The organism is Salinisphaera dokdonensis CL-ES53 (assembly GCF_040361215.1).
Lineage (GTDB): Bacteria > Pseudomonadota > Gammaproteobacteria > Nevskiales > Salinisphaeraceae > Salinisphaera > Salinisphaera dokdonensis.
On sequence record NZ_APND01000001.1, the window covers coordinates 18,397 to 39,609 of the forward strand.

A 21,213-nucleotide genomic window follows, 5' to 3' on the forward strand; every position below is an offset into this window, starting at 1 on the left:
CCCTGTAGCGTGACCTGTAAAGCACGGCCAACGCGCACATGAGCGAACATGCGAACCCATCAGACGCCAGCGGCTACGCGCCGGTCTTTGCCGCCGTACGCCGGATCCCGCTCGGTCGAGTGACGACTTACGGGCGAATCGCCAACCTGATCGGCCGCCAAGGCGCAGCGCGTTTCGTCGGCTATGCCATGCATCGCTGCCCGCCGGGCCTGCCGTGGCATCGGGTGATCAATGCGCAGGGGCGTATTTCGCTGCCGGCCGACAGCACGCCCGGCATGACCCAGCGTCGGCTGCTCGAAGAGGAAGGGATCGCTTTCATCGGAGGCCGCATCGACCTCGCTCGCTACGGCTGGCCGGATGACGCTGACTAGCGAACGACTGCCGGCGCGATTACGACTGCTGTTAGCCTCGATCAATCGCTATGTCGATCCGATCGACACCATCCAACAAGGAGCTGTCATGCAGATAACAGAACGCTGTTTCCTCGTAACCGGAGGTGGCTCGGGTCTGGGCGCTGCCAGCGCCGAGATGCTCGTCGCAGCCGGCGCGAAAGTGGTGCTCGCCGATGTCAACGATTCCGCCGGACACGAGACGGCCGAGCGCCTCGGCGAGGCGGCACGCTTCGTCTATTGCGATGTCACCCGCGAAGAGGATGGCAAGGCTGCGATCATCGCCTCCCGCCAGCACGGCGGCGGCCTGCATGGACTGCTCAACTGTGCCGGTATCGGCATTCCCTCGAAGGTGCTGGGCAAGAACGGCCCGCACGATCTGGAATCCTTCAGCAAGGTGATCCAGATCAACCTCATCGGCAGCTTCAACATGATCCGGCTGGCCTCCGAGACCATGGCTGCGGGCGACGGCGAAGCCGATGACGAGCGCGGCGTGATCATCAATACCGCATCGGTTGCCGCATTCGAGGGCCAGATCGGCCAGGCCTCCTATTCCGCCTCCAAGGGCGGCATCGTCAGCATGACGCTGCCGATCGCGCGGGAACTGGCGCGCCACGGCATCCGCGTGATGACCATCGCGCCCGGCATATTCGACACGCCGATGATGGCCGAACTGCCCGAAGAGGTACGCGACTCGCTGGGCAGGATGGTGCCCTTCCCGCCACGCCTCGGCCAGCCTGCCGAGTTCGCCCGGCTGGCGCGTGACATCATCGAAAATCCGATGCTCAATGGCACGACGATCCGCCTCGACGGCGCGATCCGCATGCAGCCTAAATAACAGCCACTGCTACGGCGTGCCCACAGACGGTATGGCCAGCGAGAGGAGTTCGACCATGACGCACAGCTCGACTGCAGGCACCGTCAAAGCCGACGATGACGCGCCGGTACAACGCCAGACGACCGCCGGCGGCGTGTGCACGCTCACGCTCAATCGGCCGGCGCAATACAACGCGCTTTCCGATGATGTGCTGACTGCCCTGAGCGACGCGCTCTCTTCGGTACACGACGATCCGGATACGCGCTGCGTCGTGCTCTCGGCTAACGGACGGGCGTTCTGCGCAGGCCACGACCTGAAAGAACTTCGATCGACCGAGGACCCCGACCGACACCGCGCTACATTCGAGCGCTGCAGCACCGTCATGCAGCAGATCCTCGCCCTACCGGTGCCGGTGATCGCGCGCGTGCAGGGGCTGGCCACCGCTGCCGGCTGCCAGTTGGTGGCAACCGCCGATCTGGCCGTTGCTGCGGATAATGCACGGTTTGCGGTCTCCGGCATCAATGCCGGGCTGTTCTGCTCGACGCCGGCTGTCGCCCTAAGCCGAAACATTGCCACCAAGCGCGCTTTCGAAATGCTGGTCACCGGCGAGTTCATCGATGCCGCCACGGCACGCGACTGGGGCCTGGTGAACCGGGTGGTCGCGCCGGACGACCTCGATGAAGCCGTTACCGCACTCACCCAACAGATCTGCGCCAAGAGCAGCTACGCCATCCGGCGCGGCAAGGCCTTGTTCTATCACCAGCTGGAAGAACCGTTGTCGGCGGCCTATACACGCGCGAGCGCCGCAATCAGCGCCGACCTGTCCTCCGCCGACGCGCGCGAGGGTATCGACGCATTCATCGACAAGCGCGCCCCGGTCTGGCGCGACGCCTGAGCAACTCTGGGCGCGCCGGCGGCGTATCATCACGCGACTGCCCTGCACCTCCTACCCCCGAATTGACCCCACCCCTGCACGAGAGCGCTTTATAAATGCTGCGAAAACAATTTCTAACCGGCTTTGCCGTACTGCCGATCGTATTCCTGAGCGCCTGCGGCAGCGAAGCCCGGCTGTCGGTCGAACAGGGCACCGGCCCGGACCCCGAGCTGCCGGAGCCGCAAAGCTCGATGATTCCCACCGTGAACATCGCCAAGGCGAATCGCTGGACCGAGGGCGAAAAACCGAGCGCGGCCGAGGGCCTGGAAGTGAAGGCCTTCGCCCAGAACCTGGATCACCCGCGCTGGCTGTACGTACTACCCAACGGCGATGTGCTCGTCGCCGAAAGCAATGCGCCCAAACGCCCCGAAGACGGCACCGGCATTCGTGGCTGGGTAATGGGCAAGGTCATGCAGCGCGCCGGCGCGGGCGTACCCAGCGCCGATCGCATCACCCTGCTGCGTGATACCGACGGCGACGGCCAGGCCGACGAGCGCCATGTATTCCTCGAGGATCTTTATTCACCCTTCGGCATGACCCTGGTCGACAACACTCTTTACGTCGCCAACGCGGATGCCGTCGTGGCGTTCGACTACAGCGAAGGTGCCGACCAGCTCGACGGCAAAGGCCGCGAAGTGGTCAAGCTGCCCGGTGGGCCGATCAACCACCACTGGACCAAGAACGTCTCCGCCAGTCCGGACGGCACGACGCTGTATGCCACCGTCGGCTCCAACAGCAACATCGGCGAAAACGGCATGGACGCCGAGAAAGGCCGTGCGGCGATCTGGCAAATCGACCGCGAAACCGGCGAGAGTGAAATCTATGCCAGCGGCCTGCGCAATCCGAACGGCATGGCCTTCGTGCCGCAGGCCAATGGCGACGACGAATTGTGGACCGTGGTCAACGAACGCGACGAGATCGGCGGCGACCTGGTACCGGACTACATGACGTCCGTGCAGGATGGCGCGTTCTATGGCTGGCCCTACAGCTACTACGGCCAGAACGTCGACGAGCGCGTACAGCCGCAGAAGCCGGACCTGGTCGAAAAGGCGATCAAGCCGGACTATGCGCTCGGCCCGCACACGGCGTCGCTGGGCTTGTACTACAGCGAGGACAACGCGCTGACCGGCGATTTCCAGAACGGCATGTTCGTCGGCCAGCATGGTTCCTGGAACCGCAAGCCGCGCAGTGGCTATCGGGTGATCTTCGTGCCGTTCGAAAACGGCGACCCGGCCGGCAACCCTCGTGTCGTGCTCGATGACTTCGTGCAGAACGACGAGGCCAAGGGTCGCCCGGTGGGCGTCGTGATCGATAACGGCGGCAATCTCCTGGTCGCCGATGATGTCGGCAACACGATCTGGCGGGTGAGCCAAAGCGGCGCATCGCCGAGCGAGACTCAGGACGCGGCCAACTAGCGCGCTTTACGGCCTGCCCGCGCGCATATCGCCCGGGCAGGCCTACTTTAGCTATCGAAGTCATAGCCCTGTCGCATCAACAAGAGTCGCTGTGGAATGCTGTGATTCGCACACGCCGAGACCCATGGTTGGCAACGGGTCGTCGCTTGCTGGCGTGGGCCTCGAAAGAATCCGGCTCGACCAAAGCGAAACATCGTTTCATTTTTCCCGCGCGATCCCGCCCGACCGCGCCTGGATGCAGCGTAACCGGCGCTTTATTGCCCGAACAACGGTACGCAAGGCGGCACCTCACTTAATTCTTCACTAGTCGCCGCTCCAGTATTGGCGCCGTTTGCCCGACCATCGCGTTTTTTTCGCGACCGGAGTACAACCGTGACATGAGTGGAAGGTCATTTCGTGTTCACCGGCGGTTATGTCATCCACCAGCGCCAAGACTCTCGCGTTGACCACCTGTTTACACGCGAATACGCTTCGCGCCCATATGTTCGCCATGCAGTCATCCGCGACTGTCTGGACCCGACCGGCCCGCCGTTGTATGACCGTGGTGTGACCGGACCAGAATCAGAACTCAGTGGAGATGATCCCATCATGCGTCTAAGCCCCATGCTCAGTGTCTTTTCGCCCCTGCTTCTGGGCGCCGTGCTCGGCCTCGCGCCGATCGCGGGTGCCTCGGCGGCCGAAGAAACGGCCGACAAGCCCGACCTGCCGCGCTCGATGACCTGGTCGTCCTACGACGTTGGCTCGGCCGGTTATGCCGAAGCCTCCGCGATTGCCGACGCCTTCGGCCGCAAATTCGGTACCCGCGTGCGTATTCAGCCGTCCGGTTCAGCGATCGGTCGTCTCCAGCCAGTTCTGCGAGATCGGGCCGAGATCGGCTTTCTCGCCACCGAGACGTTCTTCGCTTCCGAGGGCGTAGCGGATTTCGGCGATCGTCGCTGGGGCCCACAGGATCTGCGGACGCTGGGCGGTCGTCCGTCCTCCTTCGGCATCTTCACCGCCAAGGACGCCAACATTCGATCCATGGAGGATCTCAAGGGCAAACGCTTCGCCTATGTAGCGGGCAACCCGTCGATCAACCTCAAATGCGACGCCTTGCTCGGCGCGGCCGGGATGACGCGTGACGATGTCGACGCGCGCATGTTCCCGACCTATAACGCGACCATGAGCTCGCTGGCCCAGGGCAAGGCGGACGCCTCCTGCACCACGACCACGCCGAGCCAGCTGTATGAACTCGCCGAGTCGCCGCGCGGTATCCATTGGCTGGAAGTCGACCCGGACGACAAGAAGGCCTGGGAGCGCCTGCGCAAGATCGCGCCGTTCCTGCAGCCCTACGAGGAGAACGTCGGCGCGGGCCTGAGCGAAGACAACCCGGTCAACATCTTCGCCTATCGTTATCCGGTGCTGGTGGTTAAAGCCGACCAGGACGCCGATCTCGTCTACAACTTCCTCAAGGCGTTCGACCAGACCTACCCGATGTACAAGGACGGCACCGCGGTCATGAGCCGTTGGAAGATGGACGACGCCGGCACCCCGCCGATCGACGTGCCCTTCCATCCCGGCGCGATCAAGTATCTCAAGGAACAGGATATCTGGACCGACGAGATGCAGGCCTGGAACGACAAGCGTCTTGCCCGTCTGAACGCGCTGAAGGCGGCGTGGAAAGATGCTGTCGCCGAAGGCGAAGGCAAGAGCGATGAAGCGTTCGCCAAGATCTGGGAAAGCCATCGCCAAGAGGCCCTGAGCTCCCTGTAAATCGCGCCAATCGCACATCGGCCGGGCATCTCGATGTCCGGCCGATTTCTTTCAAGCCTATCGAACCGAGAGCGTCGCCATGGCCTCGAATATCCCATCGGCCACCGAAATCAGTCTGGAGACAGACGAAAAGGCCAGCCGCCTGCGGGGGGCGTCCTACTGGACCACCCTCGCACTGGGCACCCTCGGCCTGCTGCTGGCCATTAACCAGACCTTCAACCTGGGCCTGTTCGGCTTCCAGCCGCTGGGCAATGCCTTTCTCTATTACCTGATCGGTCTGTTTCTGGCGGCAACCTTTCTCTATTACCCGGCCTGGTCCGGCGCCAAGGACAAGGTACCGGCCTATGACTGGGTGCTGGCGGTGGTCGCACTCATTCCAGCGATCTACCTCGGCCAGCACGGGCTACAGATCATTCGCGAAGGTTGGGACTTCAGCGCGCCGATCGAGGCCACCATCGCCTCCGGCGCCATGCTGGTGCTCATCCTCGAAGGCACGCGCCGTTGCGGCGGCCTCATTCTGGTCGCCGTTGCCCTGCTGTTCGGCAGCTACCCCTTGTTCGCCGACTACATGCCCGGCTTCCTCTGGGGCACCCAGTACGGCTTCGGCGAAACACTGCGCGCCCACGTGCTCGGCGTGGAAAGCGTGATCGGTATTCCGATGCAGGTGGTGGCCAATCTGATTATTGGCTTCGTGGTGTTTGGCGCCGCACTCACCGTTACGGGCGGCGGCGACTTCTTCATGAACTTCGCCATGGCCCTGATGGGGCGCAGCCGCGGCGGACCGGCCAAGGTGGCGGTGGTCTCAAGCGGCATCATGGGCAGCCTGTCGGGCAGCGTGATCTCGAATATTCTGACCACCGGCCCGATCACCATTCCGACCATGAAGAAGTCGGGCTATCCGGCCCACTATGCGGGCGCGATCGAGGCCTGCTCCTCGACCGGCGGTACGCTCATGCCGCCCGTCATGGGTGCGGTCGCCTTCATCATGGCCTCGTTCCTGAACGTGCCCTACGCCGAGGTCATGATCGCGGCCTTCCTTCCGGCCCTGCTGTTCTATCTCGCGCTGCTGTTCCAGGTCGACGCCTATGCCGCGCGCCGCGGCCTGATCGGGCTGCCGGAATCGCAGATCCCGCGCGTGATCGACACGCTCAAGGACGGCTGGCCCTATCTGTTCAGCCTCGCGATGCTGATCTACATGCTGCTGTTCATGCGGCTGGACGCCTACGCGCCCTATTACGCGACCATCATTCTGCTGGTCATCGCGGTGTTCAAGCGCAGCCACCGGCTCGACTGGCGGCGGCTGCAATACCTCATGCTCAACCTGACCAGCAGCGTGGCCGGCCTGGTCTCGATCCTGGCGGGCATCGGGCTCGTGGTCGGCGGGCTGTCCTACACCGGCGTGGCGGGCGCGTTCTCGCGCGAGCTGCTGCTCTATGCCGATGGCAGCATTCCGTTGATGCTCGCCGCCGGCGCCATCACGAGCTTCGTCCTCGGCATGGGCATGACGGTGAGCGCCTGCTACATCTTCCTGTCCATTCTGCTCGCACCCGCCCTGGTGGAGGCTGGCCTGAACCCGCTCGCCAGCCATCTGTTCATTCTCTACTGGGGCATGCTGTCGTACATCACGCCGCCGGTGGCGCTGGCCGCGATCACGGCCTCGGGCGTGGCGGGATCGAACGCTGGACGTACCGGCCTCTATGCCATGCGCCTGGGCAGCATTCTGTTCGTGCTGCCATTCCTGTTCGTGACCAACCCCGCGTTGATCCTGCAAGGCGATATCGGCCATATCCTGCTGTCGATGACCACGGCCATCGCTGCGATCTGGCTGGTCGCCGCGGCCCTCGAGGGCTATCTCTACCGCGTCGGCGCGATCAACCCGGCCATGCGCTTTCTGGTGCTGGCCGCTGGTGCGGCGCTGATCTACCCGGAGCGGCTCTCCGACCTGCTCGGCGTCGCGATGGTGATCGCGATCTATATCGCGGACGCCGCACTCGGCGGACGCCTGGGCTCGAAGGATGCCCAGCGACTGGCCGAGGCCAAGCAGGCTGAACAAGCCGAACAGGAACACAACGCGCAATCCCAGAAGGTGACTTGAGGATGATAGACAAGCGAATCGCGTCCATGCGCGAAGCGATCGCCGGCATCAAGAGCGGCGATGCCGTGATGATCGGCGGCTTCGGCAGCTCGGGCATTCCATTCGAGCTGATCGAGGCGCTGCGCCTGCACGGCGCAGACAACCTGACCGTGATCTCCAACAACGCCGGCTCGCACGAGATCGGTATTGCCACCCTGCTGCGCGACCGGCTGGTGAGCAAGGTCGTGTGCAGCTATCCCCGCTCGCAGGGCTCGATCTGGTTCGAGCGCATGTTCGAGGAAGGCGCGATCGAGCTGGAGCTGATGCCACAGGGCACCTTCGCCGAACGCATGCGTGCCGCCGGCGGTGGTCTGGGTGGCTTCTTCACGCCGACCGGCTACGGCACCAAGCTGGCCGAGGGCAAGGAAACGCGCGAGATCGACGGTGTCGGCTACGTGCTGGAACGCCCGCTCAAGGCCGAGTTCGCGCTCATCAAGGCACACAAGGGCGACAAGTGGGGCAACCTCGCCTACAACACCGCCGGGCGCAACTTCAATCCGGTGATGGCGATGGCCGCCGAAACCACCGTTGCCGAAGTCGAACACATCGTCGAGCTCGGCGAACTGGATCCCGAGAGCGTCGCTACGCCGGGCATCTTCGTCGATCGCGTCGTCGCACAGGAAGGATTGGTCTGATGGAACGCCGTACCCCCGAACAGATGGCCGAACGCCTGGCCCAGGATATTCCCGACGGCAGTTACGTGAACCTCGGCATCGGCATGCCGGTGATGGTCGCCAACTTCGTGCCCGAAGGCCGCGAAGTCATCTATCACAGCGAGAACGGGATTCTCGGCGTCGGCCCGACGCCGGAGCCCGGCACCGAGGATCCGGACCTGATCAACGCCGCCAAGCAGCACGTCACCCTGATCAAGGGCGGCTGTTACTTCGATACCGCCGATTCGTTCGCGATGATGCGCGGCGGCCACCTGGATATCGCCGTACTCGGCGGCTTTCAGGTTTCGGCCGACGGCAACCTCGCCAACTGGGCAACCGACAACGAGAAGTACCCGCCCGCCGTGGGCGGCGCCATGGATCTGTCGGTCGGCGCGAAGACCGTCTACGTGCTGATGCGCCATACCACCAAGGACGGCGCCGCGAAGATTCTCGATGCCTGTACCTATCCGCTCACGGGTACGCATGTGGTCAGTCGTGTCTATACCGACCTGGCCGTCATCGAGATCACGCCCGAAGGACCGCGCGTGATCGAGCTGTTCGGCGACAACAGCTTCGAGGATGTCCAGGCCGTCACCGGCACGCGCCTGCTACCGCAGGCCTAGCGGGCCCGTGTCCCGGATGCTGGAGCGCGTCGGCGACGGCAAAAACTGCGGCTGTACACGCTAGTGGCGATTGCCGATCCGCTCGGCGCGCTACGCAGCGCGCTTATCTATGTTGCGCTCGCGGCCGGCGTCGCGGGCGATGAACGCCTGGCTTGGTTCGTTGGCGCGCCGGCAGCCGTGCTTGCGATCGTGCTGGCCTGGCCGCGGCTCAATCGCATTCCGCGAGTGATCATCACGGCCGTGCTGATCGCGACCGGCGCCGCACTGGTGTCCGATCCGGCGCTGCTCGGCGACGGCTTCATGACCATCACGCGCCTGTCCGCGCTGGTGGTGGCCGTGATGTTGCTCGCGCATGTGCTGGGGAACTCGCATCACCTGGCGGTCATCTCCGAGCATCTGTTCGCCGGGCGCGCGCTCACGCGCTACTTGAGCATCACCTTCGGCACCCTGTTTCTGGCCATGCCGCTGAATTTCGGCTCGGTAAGCGTCGTCTCCACCCTGATCGGCCGCGAGATCACGTCGCATGGCGATTCCCACGGCACCCGCAACGCCGCCCGGGCGGTATTGCGTGGCTTCGGCTCCGCATCGCTGTGTTCGCCGCTTTCGATTGCGGTCGTATTGACTCTCACGTTGGTTCCCGGCCTGCACGGCTGGCACCTTCTCGGGCTGACCTTCCCGCTCGCCGCCGGTTATCTGCTGTTCGGCACTGCCTTTCGCGAGGTCGAGAACGATACGCCGGGCGAACAAGAACGCCAGGCGCCGGAGCACGTGCTTGCTTCGTGGCTGTTCTTCGGCGGCTGCATCGCGCTGATCTGTATCGGCACATTCGTTTCCCGCGCTCTTCTCGGCCTGGCCTATGCCCAGGCCGTCACCTGCAGCTGCCTGCTGGTGGTTGCGCTCGGCCTGGCCGGGAGCCCGGGCCGGCGCGTGCCGCCGCGCATGGACAGCATCGGCAACGAGCTGGCGATCATCTGCGGCTCGGCATTTCTGGGCGCGACCCTGAGCGCGTTCGTCTCGAGCCACCTGGGCGCCGCGTTCGAACTGCCCGCCTGGGCGTTTCCGGCGATCGCGCTCGGCCTGCCGTGGACACTGTTTGCCGGCGGCCTCGTGGGCATCAATCCGTTGATTCTCGTCACCATGGTCGGCGGCCTATCGGGCCAGCTCTGGCCGGAAGGCGCCGGGCTTGGGCTGGCTGTTGCCATGGTGTGTGGCTGGGGGCTGACGATCGCCGGTACGCCCTATTCGGCCAATGCACTGCTGGTACAGCGGCTGACCGGTTACGACAACTGGCGTATCACCGTCGGCTGGAGCTCGAGACTTTCGCTAATGGCGCTTACGCTGGCCTCAACGCTTGCCGCTGTCCTCACGCTGGTGCTCATGCCCGGCTGAGCACAGACAGCCGCGTTGTCGGCGATGATAGCCTGAGCGGCTGAATCCGCAGGATAACCATCCGCATGACCGAGACCGCGCAGCGCACGGACCATCGCCCGCTCTATCCCGAAATCGAGCCCTACGACAGCGGCCAGCTCGCGGTCGACGATCGACACACGCTCTACTACGAGCAGTGCGGCAATCCGCAGGGCAAGCCGGTGGTTTTCCTGCACGGCGGCCCGGGCGGGGGCGCCGGGCCGAGCAGCCGACGGTTCTTCGATCCCGATCACTATCGGATCGTGCTGTTCGATCAGCGTGGCTGTGGCCGGTCGACGCCCCATGCAGATCTCGTCGACAACACAACCTGGCATCTGGTCGCCGATATCGAACGCCTACGCGAAAAGCTCGGCATCGAGCGCTGGCAGGTATTCGGCGGTTCCTGGGGCTCGACCCTGGCGCTGGCCTATGCCCAGAGCCATCCGGCACGCGTGACCGAACTCGTGCTACGCGGGATCTTCATGCTGCGGCGTGCAGAGATGCTGTGGTTCTATCAGCAAGGCGCGAGTGCGCTCTTTCCAGACGTGTTCGAGGCCTATCGCGACCATATACCGGCCGGCGAGCAGGCGGATCTGATCAGCGCCTACTATCGTCGCCTGACCAGCGACAACGAGGCTGTGCGCCTGGCCGCCGCCCGGCACTGGTCCGGCTGGGAAGGTGCGACGAGCTATCTGACGCCCAGCCGTGACTACATGAGCACTACGACGGCAAGCCAGTTTGCGTTGGCTTTCGCGCGTATCGAGTGCCACTACTTCGTACACGGCGGCTTCTTCGAGCGCGATGACCAGCTGCTACGGAATATCGACGCGATCCGCGATATTCCGACCGTGATCGTGCACGGCCGCTATGACGTCGTTTGTCCTCTCGCCAACGCCTGGGACCTGCACCGAGCGTGGCCCGAAGCCGATCTGCGCATCACGCCGGATGCCGGCCATTCGGCATTCGAACCGGGCAATCGGCATCAGCTGCTGGAAGCGACCGACGCCTTTCGATCCATCTGAACGCGCCCGAGGGCTCGCGCTAGCTACCCGAACTGGTCTTCTGTACGCGCTTCTCTCGCACCGTGACCGACGGCGTCGGCGCGGGCGCGCTTTGGGCACAGTTGCGACCGGCATGCTTTGCGGCGAACAGAGCTTCGTCTGCGCGTTTGACCGCGGCGTTGGCCTCCATGCCCGGCTGCGGGATGACAACGGTGTAGCCCACACTGATCGTCAACCGACCACTGGGTGAGTCCGGATTGGGGATCCCCAGATCACGGATACGGCGGCACAGCTCGTCGGCGAAATAGCCGGCCGGTTGCCGGTCCATACCGCAGGCTACCACCACGAATTCCTCACCGCCGTAACGGGCAAGAAAGTCCGAACCGCGCTGGAAACTCTCTGCCAACGTCTGGGCCACATCGATGAGGGCTTCGTCGCCTTTCTGGTGACCGAAATGGTCGTTATAGGCCTTGAAGTGATCGATATCGATGAAGAAGATCGCCATGGATTCCGCCGTGCGTGCGGATATCTTCCATAGCGTGCCCATACGGCTGTCGAAATGGCGGCGGTTGTAGACACCCGTGAGAGCGTCGAGCGTGACCAATTCCTCTAACGCGCGTTTGGCAGATTCCAGATCGCGATTGCGCGCGCGCAGCTTTTCGTCCAGCAACACGCGTTGTGTCACATCCTTCTGGAAGCCTATGTAATGGGTAACTGTGCCGTGTTCGTCGTGGATCGGAGAAACACTCAACTCGTTCCAGAACAACGTGCCGTCCTTGCGATAGTTCGGCAGCACCTCCGAAAATCCCTCGCCTTTGGCTACCGCAGCCCGCATGGCTTCTCGTTGATCGGGATCGACATAGCCTTGTTGCAGAAACCGACAATTGCGCCCGACCGCTTCGTCGTAGCTATAACCCGTCATTCGCTCGAACGCGGGATTGACGAAGATCAGCGGAGTATCGACCTCCCCCGCGACAGCAATCGAAATACCGTCACGAGAGTCCATAACGGCGTGTTGTAACAAGTTCAGGTCGATCATCGGGTCATCGAATCCCACGCAAAGCGAGTGAGTACACCAGCATCATGTGCGCAATTAAATCACGAACTGTACTTAGCCCGTTTTTGTCACCTTTTGGACCGTACCGAACTACAGCGTGACGCAAATCGACACCTTCAGCCGCTAGACATGGCTAGCCGCGACGTACGCGCTGGGTCTATGCTCGGCTAGCACTCTCCATCGCAAGGACAACGTCATGGCCACCGATAACTGCTGCTCGATCGCACCCTATTTCGAAGTACCTGAAGACCGCATGGAAGAATTCATGGGGTTGGTAGAGCGCTTCGTGGAGGCATCGCGCACCGAGCCGGCCTGCCTGTATTACGGTTTTCTTTTCGATGGCAACAAGGCCACCTGCCGCGAAGGCTACGACGGCGCTGCCGGGGTTCTCGCCCATCTGGACAATGTCGGCGCCCTGTTCGCCGAAGCCCAGGAGGTGGCTACGCTCACCCGCCTGGAACTCCATGGCCCGCAATCGGAACTGGATCAACTCCGCGAGCCCTTGTCGGGCATGGACGTCGAGTTCTATGTGCTCGCCGACGGATTCCGCAACCAGTAACGGGTTGGCGTCAGGCGAGCTCAACGCGGGGCGATGCGCAATGCGCTAGACTTCTGACAATGCACGCGGTCAGTTTACTGGCCGCCGGTTTGTCAGACCTCGGGTGATCATGAAGGCACAAACTCTTGCCAGCCGTATTGAAGGCGGCCTGGCCCGCACTACGCTCAACCTCCCCGCGGCGCTGCTGCGCATTCTGGCCGGGCGCCCCGTTGTGCTGGACGGCCAGACGCTCGACGTGCAGACGCAGATGTTGCTGCGCCTGCAGAACCTACGCGGCGGTGCGGCCCTGGGCGGCCGCGCGGTCGAGCGCGAGCGCGCGCTCATGGAAGGACAGTGCCAGCTCCTCGAGCCCGGCACCGAGCAGCCGGTCGAGACCCGCGAGGTCAAACTCGCCGGCGGCGCCGGACCGTTGCCGGCGCGCGTTTACCGCCCCGCGGCGTGTCCGCCAAAGGCCGGTGCACTCGTGTTCTACCATGGCGGCGGCTTCGTGATCGGCTCGGTCGACTCGCACGACGGCGTCTGTCGCGCCCTGGCCGAACGCGCGAACTGTGTGGTGATCTCCGTGGAATATCGGCTCGCACCGGAGCATCCGGCCCCGGCCGGCGTCGAGGACGCCATCGCGTCCTTTCGCGACATTGTTGTCCGTGCAGACGAGCTGGGCGTCGATGCAAACCGCCTGGCGGTCGGTGGCGACAGCGCCGGGGGCAATCTTGCGGCCGTCGTGGCCCAGGCCACACGTAAGGACACCGTGCCGCCCGCTTTCCAGCTACTGTTCTATCCCACGGTCGATTTCGCCAAGGATCGAGAATCCGTGCGGACTTTTGCCAAGGGGTTTCTCCTGGAAAAATCGTCAATGGACTGGTTCCGGGGGCATTACATCCCCGAGTCGGTGGACAACAGCGACCCGCGTGTGTCGCCGATCTACGGCGATACCAGCGGCGTGGCACCGGCTATCGTGATCACGGGCGGGTTCGACCCTCTGCGCGACGAAGGCGAAGCCTATGCCGAAGCCATGAAGGCATCGGGCGTGGACGTTACGGTCTCGCGCAAGCCCACCATGATTCACGGCTTTTTGAACTTCGCCGGCGCGGTGGCCGGCGGTGACGCAGCCCTTACCGAGGGGGCCGACGCCTTGGCACGCGCGCTTCAGCAATAGCGCGGGTCTGGCCGGCTAGCGGTCGGCGTCGTCCATGCCGATGGCGCGTTTGAGTTCGGGGCCGTCGAGCACGCCGTTGCTATCGGCATCGAGCCGATCGAAATAAGGGGTCATCGCCGACTGGTACTCGGATAGCGAAATACCGTCGCTCTGGTCGCGATCGAGATTCTTGAACCAGCGCTCGCGTGCCTTGTCACGGGCGCGCTGGACGTCACGCGGCGGCTGTTCCGATTCCGGCGTTGCCTGGCCGGCTTCGAGCTCATCAAGGCTGATCTGACCGTCTTCATTCTCGTCCAGACGACGGAACGATTCGACCTGTGCCGACACCGCTTCCTGGCGACCGATGACGCCGTCTCCATTCGTGTCGAGCGCGGCCAGTGCATTCTCGGCCCAAGCTGTGACAGGCAGGGCTGCTAACACGATAGTCGTCACGGCAAGCGTCAAGGCCGGTTTCGTCACGGTCACGGGGTCATCTCCAATGGGTGGATCGCATACGGACATCGCTGGCGGCGCGTCCCTGCCCCTAAGGCAACAGCCACTAGATAATGTTCAGCCGCTCACACCTCTTCCTCGTCGCTGACCTCGAATACGACATCAGAATCGTCCACGCCGAGCTCGCGGATCTCGATCGGCTGGCCGGCCGGATTAAAGCGCACATAGCCCATACCCGCGCCGTTGACCAGGCGCTCGCCGTGGCTGGCCGGGCTCGGCCGACGCGGATTGACGCGCATGCGCCGGCGTTTGGTAAACCAGTTCAGCGGCGAATACGGTGCATAAAGCCATCGATTGAGCCGGTCGAACCAGTCGAGCAACTTGCGCGGAAACTCGTTCTTCACACCGCTGCTGGTGATCTGCCAGATCCTCTGGTGGGCGGCCGAGAACCGCAGCGTCACGTCGTAGACGAACGAATAATGCACGTCGCCCGACAGGATGGTGAAGTTCTTGGGCGTATTGCCGTGGCGAAAGATATTGAGCAGCGTGTAAGCCGCGCCGGGATGAGCCATCCAGTTCTCGGCATCCACCATCAAGGGTTTGCCGAACCAGGTGAAGATGCGCTGGATATTCTCGATGAGCTTCACGCCAAAGATCGGCGCCGCAGACACCATGACCACGCTGCGGCGGTCCATGAGCTTCGTCTGCATATCGCTGAGCGCTTCCCAGTCCATCAACCCGGACGGCATGGACGGTCGCCGGCTGCGCCGCCAGCGCCGCGTGCGGGTGTCGAGAACGACCACGCCGGGCTCGGTGTCGAGGATGAAGTCCCAGCCGCGGAATTCGAGCAGGCAGTCGATCAACGCGTCCTGCGACTCGGCATCGCGGCGCTCGGCATAGTGCTCGACGCGGGGCCAGACCGAGTCTTCGAACACTTCTGGGCGATTGCCCCAGCCCTGGCAAAGCAGATAGGCGACCAGCGCGTTACCGATGATGCGCCGCGAAAACGGGTGCCCATAGGCGGTATCCATCCATTCGCCAGTGAGGTTCCAGTCGTCGGTGACGTCGTGGTCGTCGAAGATCATCGCGGTGACGCTATTGGCCATGAGGCGACGCGTGGCCCCCAGCTCCGCGACGAAGTTATCGATCGCGACCGCCTCCTCGTCGTAGATCGCGGACTCCTCCTCGTCGAGCGCGGGGCGGCTGTATTCGAGTCCGCGCCAAGGCACGTCCGACCAGCACAGCAGATACATCGCGAGCACTTCCGCGAGCGTGATCAGATGATTGCCGGATGAAGCCGAGGTGAATACCGGCTTGCGTGTGCCGCCGAAGAAACGATCGCGCAGGTCGCGGCTGGTCTTCTCCTGCGGCAGCAGTTCGTCGCGCCGGTAATAGCACGATGTACAGGCATAGAGGGCGTCGCTGTCGTCGAGCGTCGCGCCTTCCAGGGTCTCGGACCAGAGGCCGAGTTGCGCGATCACCGTATGGATCGCGCGTAGCAGCGGCCCGGCGACATCGTCGGCATAGATCTGATCGCCGGTCAGCAACACGGCGACCGGCCACGCCTCGCTGTTGTCGCGCCGCTCGGCAAGCCAGCGATCAGCGCGCGCCATACCATCGCCCGACGGATGATGCGGGCGACGACAGGAACCGTGTAAAAGGCTGTCCAGTTCGGTCTTGATCACGAAACGCGGACGTGACTCGCCGGGATAGCAGAGACCGGGCTCGATCACGGCAAGCGACGTTTCCGCGTCGCCCAACAACAAGTCGTAGCCAATCGCGCGCCGCTGCGCGAGAGGCTCGACGCCTGCCGCGTCCAGATCCACATCGATGAATACTAGCCAGGCGTCGGTGCCGATCTGCAGGTCACGCCGATAGCCGTCCAGCACAACAAGATCGTCCGGGATCTGACGCCCCCCGTCGTCGTCGCGATACAGCGCGAGTTTCAACGGCATGGGATGCCGTACCGCAAGCCACAGCACCAGCCGCGAGCTATGCGCCTGGCGCAGAATCGGGCCGGCGAGCACGTCGCTCGGGTTCGTCTCGGGGTTCTGCGTCGAATCCTGCATGTCGTGATTGTACGGCCCCGGACGACAAGCGCCAGCGCAGGTTTCCTTGACCGATCAAGCCGTCAGCGCTATTTTTAGCCGATGCTAAGTTTTGAAGCCTTCGGCTATGCGTTGCGCTGGCGGCCCCAGCCAACGCTCCCGGTGTTACGTGTGCCTGATCCTCGATGAGCGCCGAGTCCACTAGCGACTCGCTGGATAGACTGCCCGGCGAACAGGCCACCATTACCGCAGCCCAGGCCGCCCTCGACGGGCGACATCGCGGCCTGCGCGGCCTCTGGCCTTTTCTGGGCCCCGCCTTCATTGCTGCGGTCGCGTATATCGACCCCGGCAACTTCGCGACCAACATTCAGGCCGGTTCCAGCTTCGGCTATCTCCTGCTCTGGGTTGTGATCGTCTCCAACCTCATGGCGATTCTTATCCAGACCATGTCGGCCAAACTGGGCATTGCGACCGGCAAGAACGTGCCTGAAGTCTGTCGCGAACGCTTCCCGCGCCCGGTGACCATCGGGCTCTGGATACAGGCCGAGATCATCGCGATTGCCACGGATCTGGCCGAGTTCATAGGCGGCGCGCTGGGGCTCTATCTATTATTCGGGATCCCCCTGTTTCCGGCCGCGGTGATCACCGGCGTGTTCTCGTTTGGCCTGCTCGAACTGCAACGGCGCGGCTTTCGCCCGCTCGAAGCCGGTATCACGGCACTCGTCGGCGTGGTGATCGTGTCCTTTGCCTACGAGGTCTATGTCGCACAGCCCGACATGGGCGAATTGAGCCTCGGCCTCGTGCCGGCGTTCCAGGGTAGCGAGAGCGTGATGCTGGCCGCGGGCATCCTCGGCGCGACCGTGATGCCGCATGTGATTTATCTCCATTCCGCGCTGACGCAGCGCCGCGTGGTCGGTCGAGACGACGACGAGCGCCGGCGCATCTTCCGTTTCGAATTCGCCGATATCCTCATTGCGATGGGCGTGGCCGGACTGATCAATGCCGCCATGTTGATCATGGCGGCCGGCCTGTTCTTCGGCGCGGACGTACACGTTTCCACGCTCGAAGGCGCGTTCCAGCATCTGGGCGACTACGCCGGCCCGCTCGCCGCGACGCTGTTCGGCGTGGGGCTTCTGGCCAGCGGCTTTTCCAGCTCTTCGGTCGGCACGATGAGCGGCCAGGTGGTGATGCAGGGCTTCATCAAGCGGCGCATTCCGCTATTTGCGCGACGCATGATCACCATGGCGCCGGCCCTGGCGATTCTTGCCATGGGTGTGGATGCGACCACGGCGCTGGTGATGAGTCAGGTGGTGTTGTCTTTCGGTATCCCGTTCGCACTGATTCCGCTGCTGCTGTTCTGCTCGAATCGCGACGTGATGGGCCCACTGGTCAATCGCCGCGCGACGACCCTGCTCGCATGGAGTATTGCAGCGGTGGTCATCGCGCTAAACATGTTTCTTCTATGTCAAACGTTTGCCGGTGGTTTTTCAGCCTAGAAACAACTTGAACAGCCACCGCGTCAGTGTCGGCTTTGCCAGCGCATGAGTTGTGCCGTCGCGGCCACCCCGACCAGCAATAGAGCGGCGACCATGCCGGCAACGCCCCACCAGCCATAGGCCGACCAGAACACGCCGCCCAGCGAGCCGACCACGCTCGAACCGAGGTAATAGGCCAGCAGATAAAGTCCGGCCGCCTGACCCTTGCCGCCTTCCGCGAGTGGGCCGACCCAGCCGCTGGCGACCGAATGGCCGGCAAAGAAGCCGACGGTGAGCAGCGCGATACCGAGCACGATCGCGGGCAGCGAGTTCGGGAGCATGCAGACCAGTCCCAGACTCATCAGCGCGATCGCGGCCACCATGACCGGCGCCCGCCCGTAACGATCGGAGAGACGCCCGAACACGGCTGATGCGACGATGCCCAGCAAATAGACGACGAAGATTGCACCCACCGCCGTCTGGCTTAGCGAGAACGGCGGCTCGGCCAGCCGATAGCCGATGTAGTTGTACACCGACACGAAAGAGCCCATCAGCAAAAAACCGCTGAGGAATAGCCACGGCAACGCCCCATGGCGCAGATGGCGCGCGATGGGTGCGAAGTGGTCTGCCAGCTTGAGGCCCTTTTTCGCGGTGAAATTCCGCGACGGCGGCAGCATCACCATGAATACGGCCGCTGCGATGAAGCCCAGCGCGCCGATACCACCAATTGCGGCACGCCAGCCGCCGATATCCGCGATGACGCCGGCCATCACGCGACCGCTCATGCCGCCGAACGCGCTGCCCGCGATATACAGGCCCATTGCCGACCCCAGGTCTCCGGGCTCAATCTCTTCCGAAAGATAGGCGATCGCAAGCGCCGGCACCCCGCCCAGCGCGAAACCTTCGAGCGCGCGTGCCGCCAGCAAGGCGCCCCAGCCGGGCGCGAAGGCCGCGACAACCGACAATGTTGCCGAGGCAACCATCGAGGCACTCATCAGCCTCTTGCGATCGATCGCCTCGGACATCAGGCCAGCGAGAAATAACGTAAAAGCCAGCACGCCCGTGCTCGCCGACAGGGACAAACTGCTCACCGCCGGCGTGATATCGAAATTTTTCGAAAACAGCGGCATCAACGGCTGTACGCTGTAAAGCGAGGAAAAAGTCGCGAACCCGGCGGCGAACAAGGCGATGTTCGCGCGCCGATAGGAGGCGCTGCCCCGGGTCATCCCGCGCGGCGTGGCGTCGGACGTCTGTGTCGTGCTGGAAACGCTCATGAGCGTGATTATCGCATGCACGTTACAGCGATATTCACGCTTTCTTGAGACAGGGACGCAGTCGATTTGGCGGCACGGCTGGCCGGGACGCCCCTAATACTGGATAATGCGCGCGCTTTTCCCTACGCCCCGAGCGCACACTTAATGATCGAAAATCTTCGCAACATCGCGATTATCGCCCACGTCGACCACGGCAAGACAACGCTGGTCGACTGCCTGCTTCGCCAGTCCGGCACCTTCGAAGCGCGCGAGGACGTCGCCGACCGGATCATGGACTCCAATGATCTGGAGAAGGAACGCGGGATCACGATCACCTCGAAGAACACTGCGATCGAGTGGCGCGACCCGGATTCCGACGAGAACTACCGCATCAACATCGTCGACACCCCCGGCCACGCGGACTTCGGCGGCGAAGTCGAGCGTGTTCTGTCGATGGTCGATTCCGTGTTGCTGCTGGTCGACGCGGTCGACGGCCCGATGCCGCAGACACGCTTCGTGACCGAAAAGGCCTTCGAGCTCGGCCTCAAGCCGATCGTGGTCATCAACAAGATCGACCGCGATGGCGCGCGCCCGGACTGGGTGCTGACCCAGACCTTCGACCTGTTCGACTCGCTCGGCGCCACCGACGAGCAGCTAGACTTCCCGACCGTCTATACCTCCGCGCTGAGCGGCTACGCCGGCCTCGAGGACGACGTGCGTGAAGGCGACATGAAGCCGCTTTTCCGCACCATTACCGACCGGGTGCCGGCGCCGCCGGTGAAAACCGACGGCCCGTTCCAGATGCAGATCACCACGCTGGACTACAACAGCTTCGTGGGCCAGATCGGCATCGGCCGTATCGCCCGTGGCGCGATCAAGCCCGCCACGCAGATCACGATCGTCGATCGCGAAGGCAACACGCGTAACGCCAAGATCGCCGGTGTATTCGGCTTTCTCGGCCTGAACCGCGTCGAAGTCGACCAGGCCCAGGCCGGCGACATCGTCGCCCTGACCGGCATGGACGGCCTGGATATCTCGGACACGCTCTGCGATACCAGCGCGCCCGAGGCGCTGCCGGCGCTGACCGTCGACGAGCCGACCATGAGCATGACCTTCGAGGTCAACAAATCACCGCTGGCCGGCAAGGACGGCGACTATCTCACCTCGCGCCAGATTCGCGAGCGCCTGTTCCGCGAGCTGAAATCGAACGTGGCCATGCGCGTCGAAACCGGCAACGATCCGGATCGCTTCAAGGTGTCCGGCCGTGGTCTGCTGCATCTTTCGGTGCTGCTGGAAACCATGCGCCGCGAAGGCTATGAGCTGTCGGTTTCACGCCCGGAAGTCGTCACCCGCGAGGTCGACGGCGAGATCCACGAACCCTACGAACTGCTGATCTGCGATATCGAGGACGGTCATCAGGGCGCGGTCATCGACAACCTGAACCAGCGTCGTGGTCAGCTGCGCAACATGCAGCCGGACGGCAACGGCCGCACCCGTCTGGAGTTCATCATCCCGTCACGCGGGCTGATCGGCTTCCAGACCGAGTTCATGAGCCTCACCTCCGGCACCGGCATCGTGACCCACGTGTTCGATCACTACGGCCCGCGCGGCGGCGACGCGATCGGCCAGCGCCACTCCGGCGTGCTGATCTCGAACGCGGCCGGCAAGGCAGTCGGCTTCGCCCTGTTCAACCTGCAGGACCGCGGCAAAATGATGGTTTCGCCCAACGACGAGGTCTATGAAGGCATGGTCGTGGGGATCCACTCGCGCGAGAACGATCTCACCGTCAACGTGCTCAAGGCCAAGCAGCTCACCAACGTGCGTGCGGCCGGCACCGACGAGAACATCAACCTTACCCCGCCCCTGCGCATGACGCTGGAACAGGCGCTCGAGTTCATCAACGACGACGAACTCGTCGAGATCACGCCGGCAAACGTGCGCGTGCGCAAGCGCTGGCTCAAGGAGCACGAGCGCAAGAAGGCCGGCCGCGCCAGCTGATCGACGCGGCGCTCGAGCCGTCGCCGGCGTGAAGTCGGCGGCGGCTTGAACTATCGGCACCGCCACTGCGTTATCGTGCGCAGCGGTTGTTCATCGTTACCGGGGAATTG

General features: G+C 63.7%; 18 protein-coding genes. 14 read left to right on the forward strand and 4 right to left on the reverse strand.

Translation table 11 applies throughout. The features are described 5' to 3' along the window. Nucleotides 1–38 precede the first annotated feature (38 nt). From SADO_RS00115 to pip, 10 genes are all read left to right on the forward strand, one after another. On the forward strand, nt 39–371 hold the full coding sequence (locus SADO_RS00115) for an MGMT family protein (protein WP_353108234.1): 333 nt from the start codon (nt 39–41) through the stop codon (nt 369–371). Nucleotides 372–459: 88 nt separating this feature from the next. Next, on the forward strand, nt 460–1,227 hold the full coding sequence (locus SADO_RS00120; protein ID WP_353108236.1) for a 3-hydroxyacyl-CoA dehydrogenase: 768 nt from the start codon (nt 460–462) through the stop codon (nt 1,225–1,227). 55 nt (nt 1,228–1,282) lie between these two features. Continuing rightward, complete coding sequence (locus tag SADO_RS00125; RefSeq protein ID WP_353108237.1) at nt 1,283–2,101, forward strand: enoyl-CoA hydratase; 819 nt, start codon at nt 1,283–1,285, stop codon at nt 2,099–2,101. A gap of 95 nt (nt 2,102–2,196) precedes the next feature. After that, nucleotides 2,197–3,555: a PQQ-dependent sugar dehydrogenase gene (locus SADO_RS00130; RefSeq protein ID WP_353108239.1), complete on the forward strand. Its 1,359-nt coding sequence runs from the start codon at nt 2,197–2,199 to the stop codon at nt 3,553–3,555. A 588-nt stretch (nt 3,556–4,143) separates the two neighbouring features. Next, nucleotides 4,144–5,307, forward strand: coding sequence for a TAXI family TRAP transporter solute-binding subunit (locus tag SADO_RS00135; RefSeq protein WP_353108240.1), 1,164 nt, complete (start codon nt 4,144–4,146; stop codon nt 5,305–5,307). A gap of 79 nt (nt 5,308–5,386) precedes the next feature. Next, a complete protein-coding gene (locus SADO_RS00140; protein WP_353108242.1) occupies nt 5,387–7,402 on the forward strand; it encodes a TRAP transporter permease in 2,016 nt (671 codons plus the stop codon). 2 nt (nt 7,403–7,404) lie between these two features. Further along, the gene (locus SADO_RS00145) at nt 7,405–8,076 is read left to right on the forward strand and encodes a 3-oxoacid CoA-transferase subunit A (protein ID WP_353108243.1); all 672 of its coding nucleotides are present in this window, start codon (nt 7,405–7,407) and stop codon (nt 8,074–8,076) included. After that, a complete protein-coding gene (locus tag SADO_RS00150) occupies nt 8,076–8,717 on the forward strand; it encodes a 3-oxoacid CoA-transferase subunit B (protein ID WP_353108244.1) in 642 nt (213 codons plus the stop codon). The genes SADO_RS00145 and SADO_RS00150 overlap by 1 nt, the downstream gene beginning before the upstream one ends. Before the next feature lie 63 nt (nt 8,718–8,780). Then, the gene (locus tag SADO_RS00155) at nt 8,781–10,106 is read left to right on the forward strand and encodes a hypothetical protein (RefSeq protein ID WP_353108246.1); all 1,326 of its coding nucleotides are present in this window, start codon (nt 8,781–8,783) and stop codon (nt 10,104–10,106) included. A gap of 65 nt (nt 10,107–10,171) precedes the next feature. Then, on the forward strand, nt 10,172–11,146 hold the full coding sequence (gene pip, locus SADO_RS00160) for a prolyl aminopeptidase (protein ID WP_353108247.1): 975 nt from the start codon (nt 10,172–10,174) through the stop codon (nt 11,144–11,146). Between the two features lie 19 nt (nt 11,147–11,165). Here pip and SADO_RS00165 read toward each other — a convergent pair whose 3' ends face one another. After that, entirely contained in the window at nt 11,166–12,164 is a 999-nt protein-coding gene (locus tag SADO_RS00165; protein WP_353108248.1) for a diguanylate cyclase, read from the reverse strand. A 214-nt stretch (nt 12,165–12,378) separates the two neighbouring features. Between SADO_RS00165 and SADO_RS00170 the strand changes: the two genes are divergently transcribed. Then, nucleotides 12,379–12,741, forward strand: a complete 363-nt coding sequence (locus tag SADO_RS00170) for a putative quinol monooxygenase (protein ID WP_353108250.1) — start codon at nt 12,379–12,381, stop codon at nt 12,739–12,741. Between the two features lie 109 nt (nt 12,742–12,850). Further along, the gene (locus tag SADO_RS00175) at nt 12,851–13,897 is read left to right on the forward strand and encodes an alpha/beta hydrolase (RefSeq protein ID WP_353108251.1); all 1,047 of its coding nucleotides are present in this window, start codon (nt 12,851–12,853) and stop codon (nt 13,895–13,897) included. Between the two features lie 15 nt (nt 13,898–13,912). Here the strand turns inward: SADO_RS00175 and SADO_RS00180 are convergent, their stop codons facing one another. Together SADO_RS00180 and SADO_RS00185 are read right to left on the reverse strand one after the other, a co-directional pair. Next, nucleotides 13,913–14,362, reverse strand: coding sequence for an EF-hand domain-containing protein (locus tag SADO_RS00180; protein ID WP_353108253.1), 450 nt, complete (start codon nt 14,360–14,362; stop codon nt 13,913–13,915). 92 nt (nt 14,363–14,454) lie between these two features. After that, nucleotides 14,455–16,398: a metallophosphoesterase family protein gene (locus SADO_RS00185; RefSeq protein ID WP_353108254.1), complete on the reverse strand. Its 1,944-nt coding sequence runs from the start codon at nt 16,396–16,398 to the stop codon at nt 14,455–14,457. A 164-nt stretch (nt 16,399–16,562) separates the two neighbouring features. Between SADO_RS00185 and SADO_RS00190 the strand changes: the two genes are divergently transcribed. Next, a complete protein-coding gene (locus SADO_RS00190; RefSeq protein WP_353108255.1) occupies nt 16,563–17,873 on the forward strand; it encodes an Nramp family divalent metal transporter in 1,311 nt (436 codons plus the stop codon). 23 nt (nt 17,874–17,896) lie between these two features. Here SADO_RS00190 and SADO_RS00195 read toward each other — a convergent pair whose 3' ends face one another. After that, a complete protein-coding gene (locus tag SADO_RS00195) occupies nt 17,897–19,126 on the reverse strand; it encodes an MFS transporter (RefSeq protein ID WP_353108256.1) in 1,230 nt (409 codons plus the stop codon). A gap of 144 nt (nt 19,127–19,270) precedes the next feature. Between SADO_RS00195 and typA the strand changes: the two genes are divergently transcribed. Further along, nucleotides 19,271–21,103 (forward strand): translational GTPase TypA, encoded by a 1,833-nt coding sequence (gene typA, locus SADO_RS00200; RefSeq protein WP_353108257.1) that lies wholly within the window; start codon nt 19,271–19,273, stop codon nt 21,101–21,103. Nucleotides 21,104–21,213: the final 110 nt, after the last annotated feature.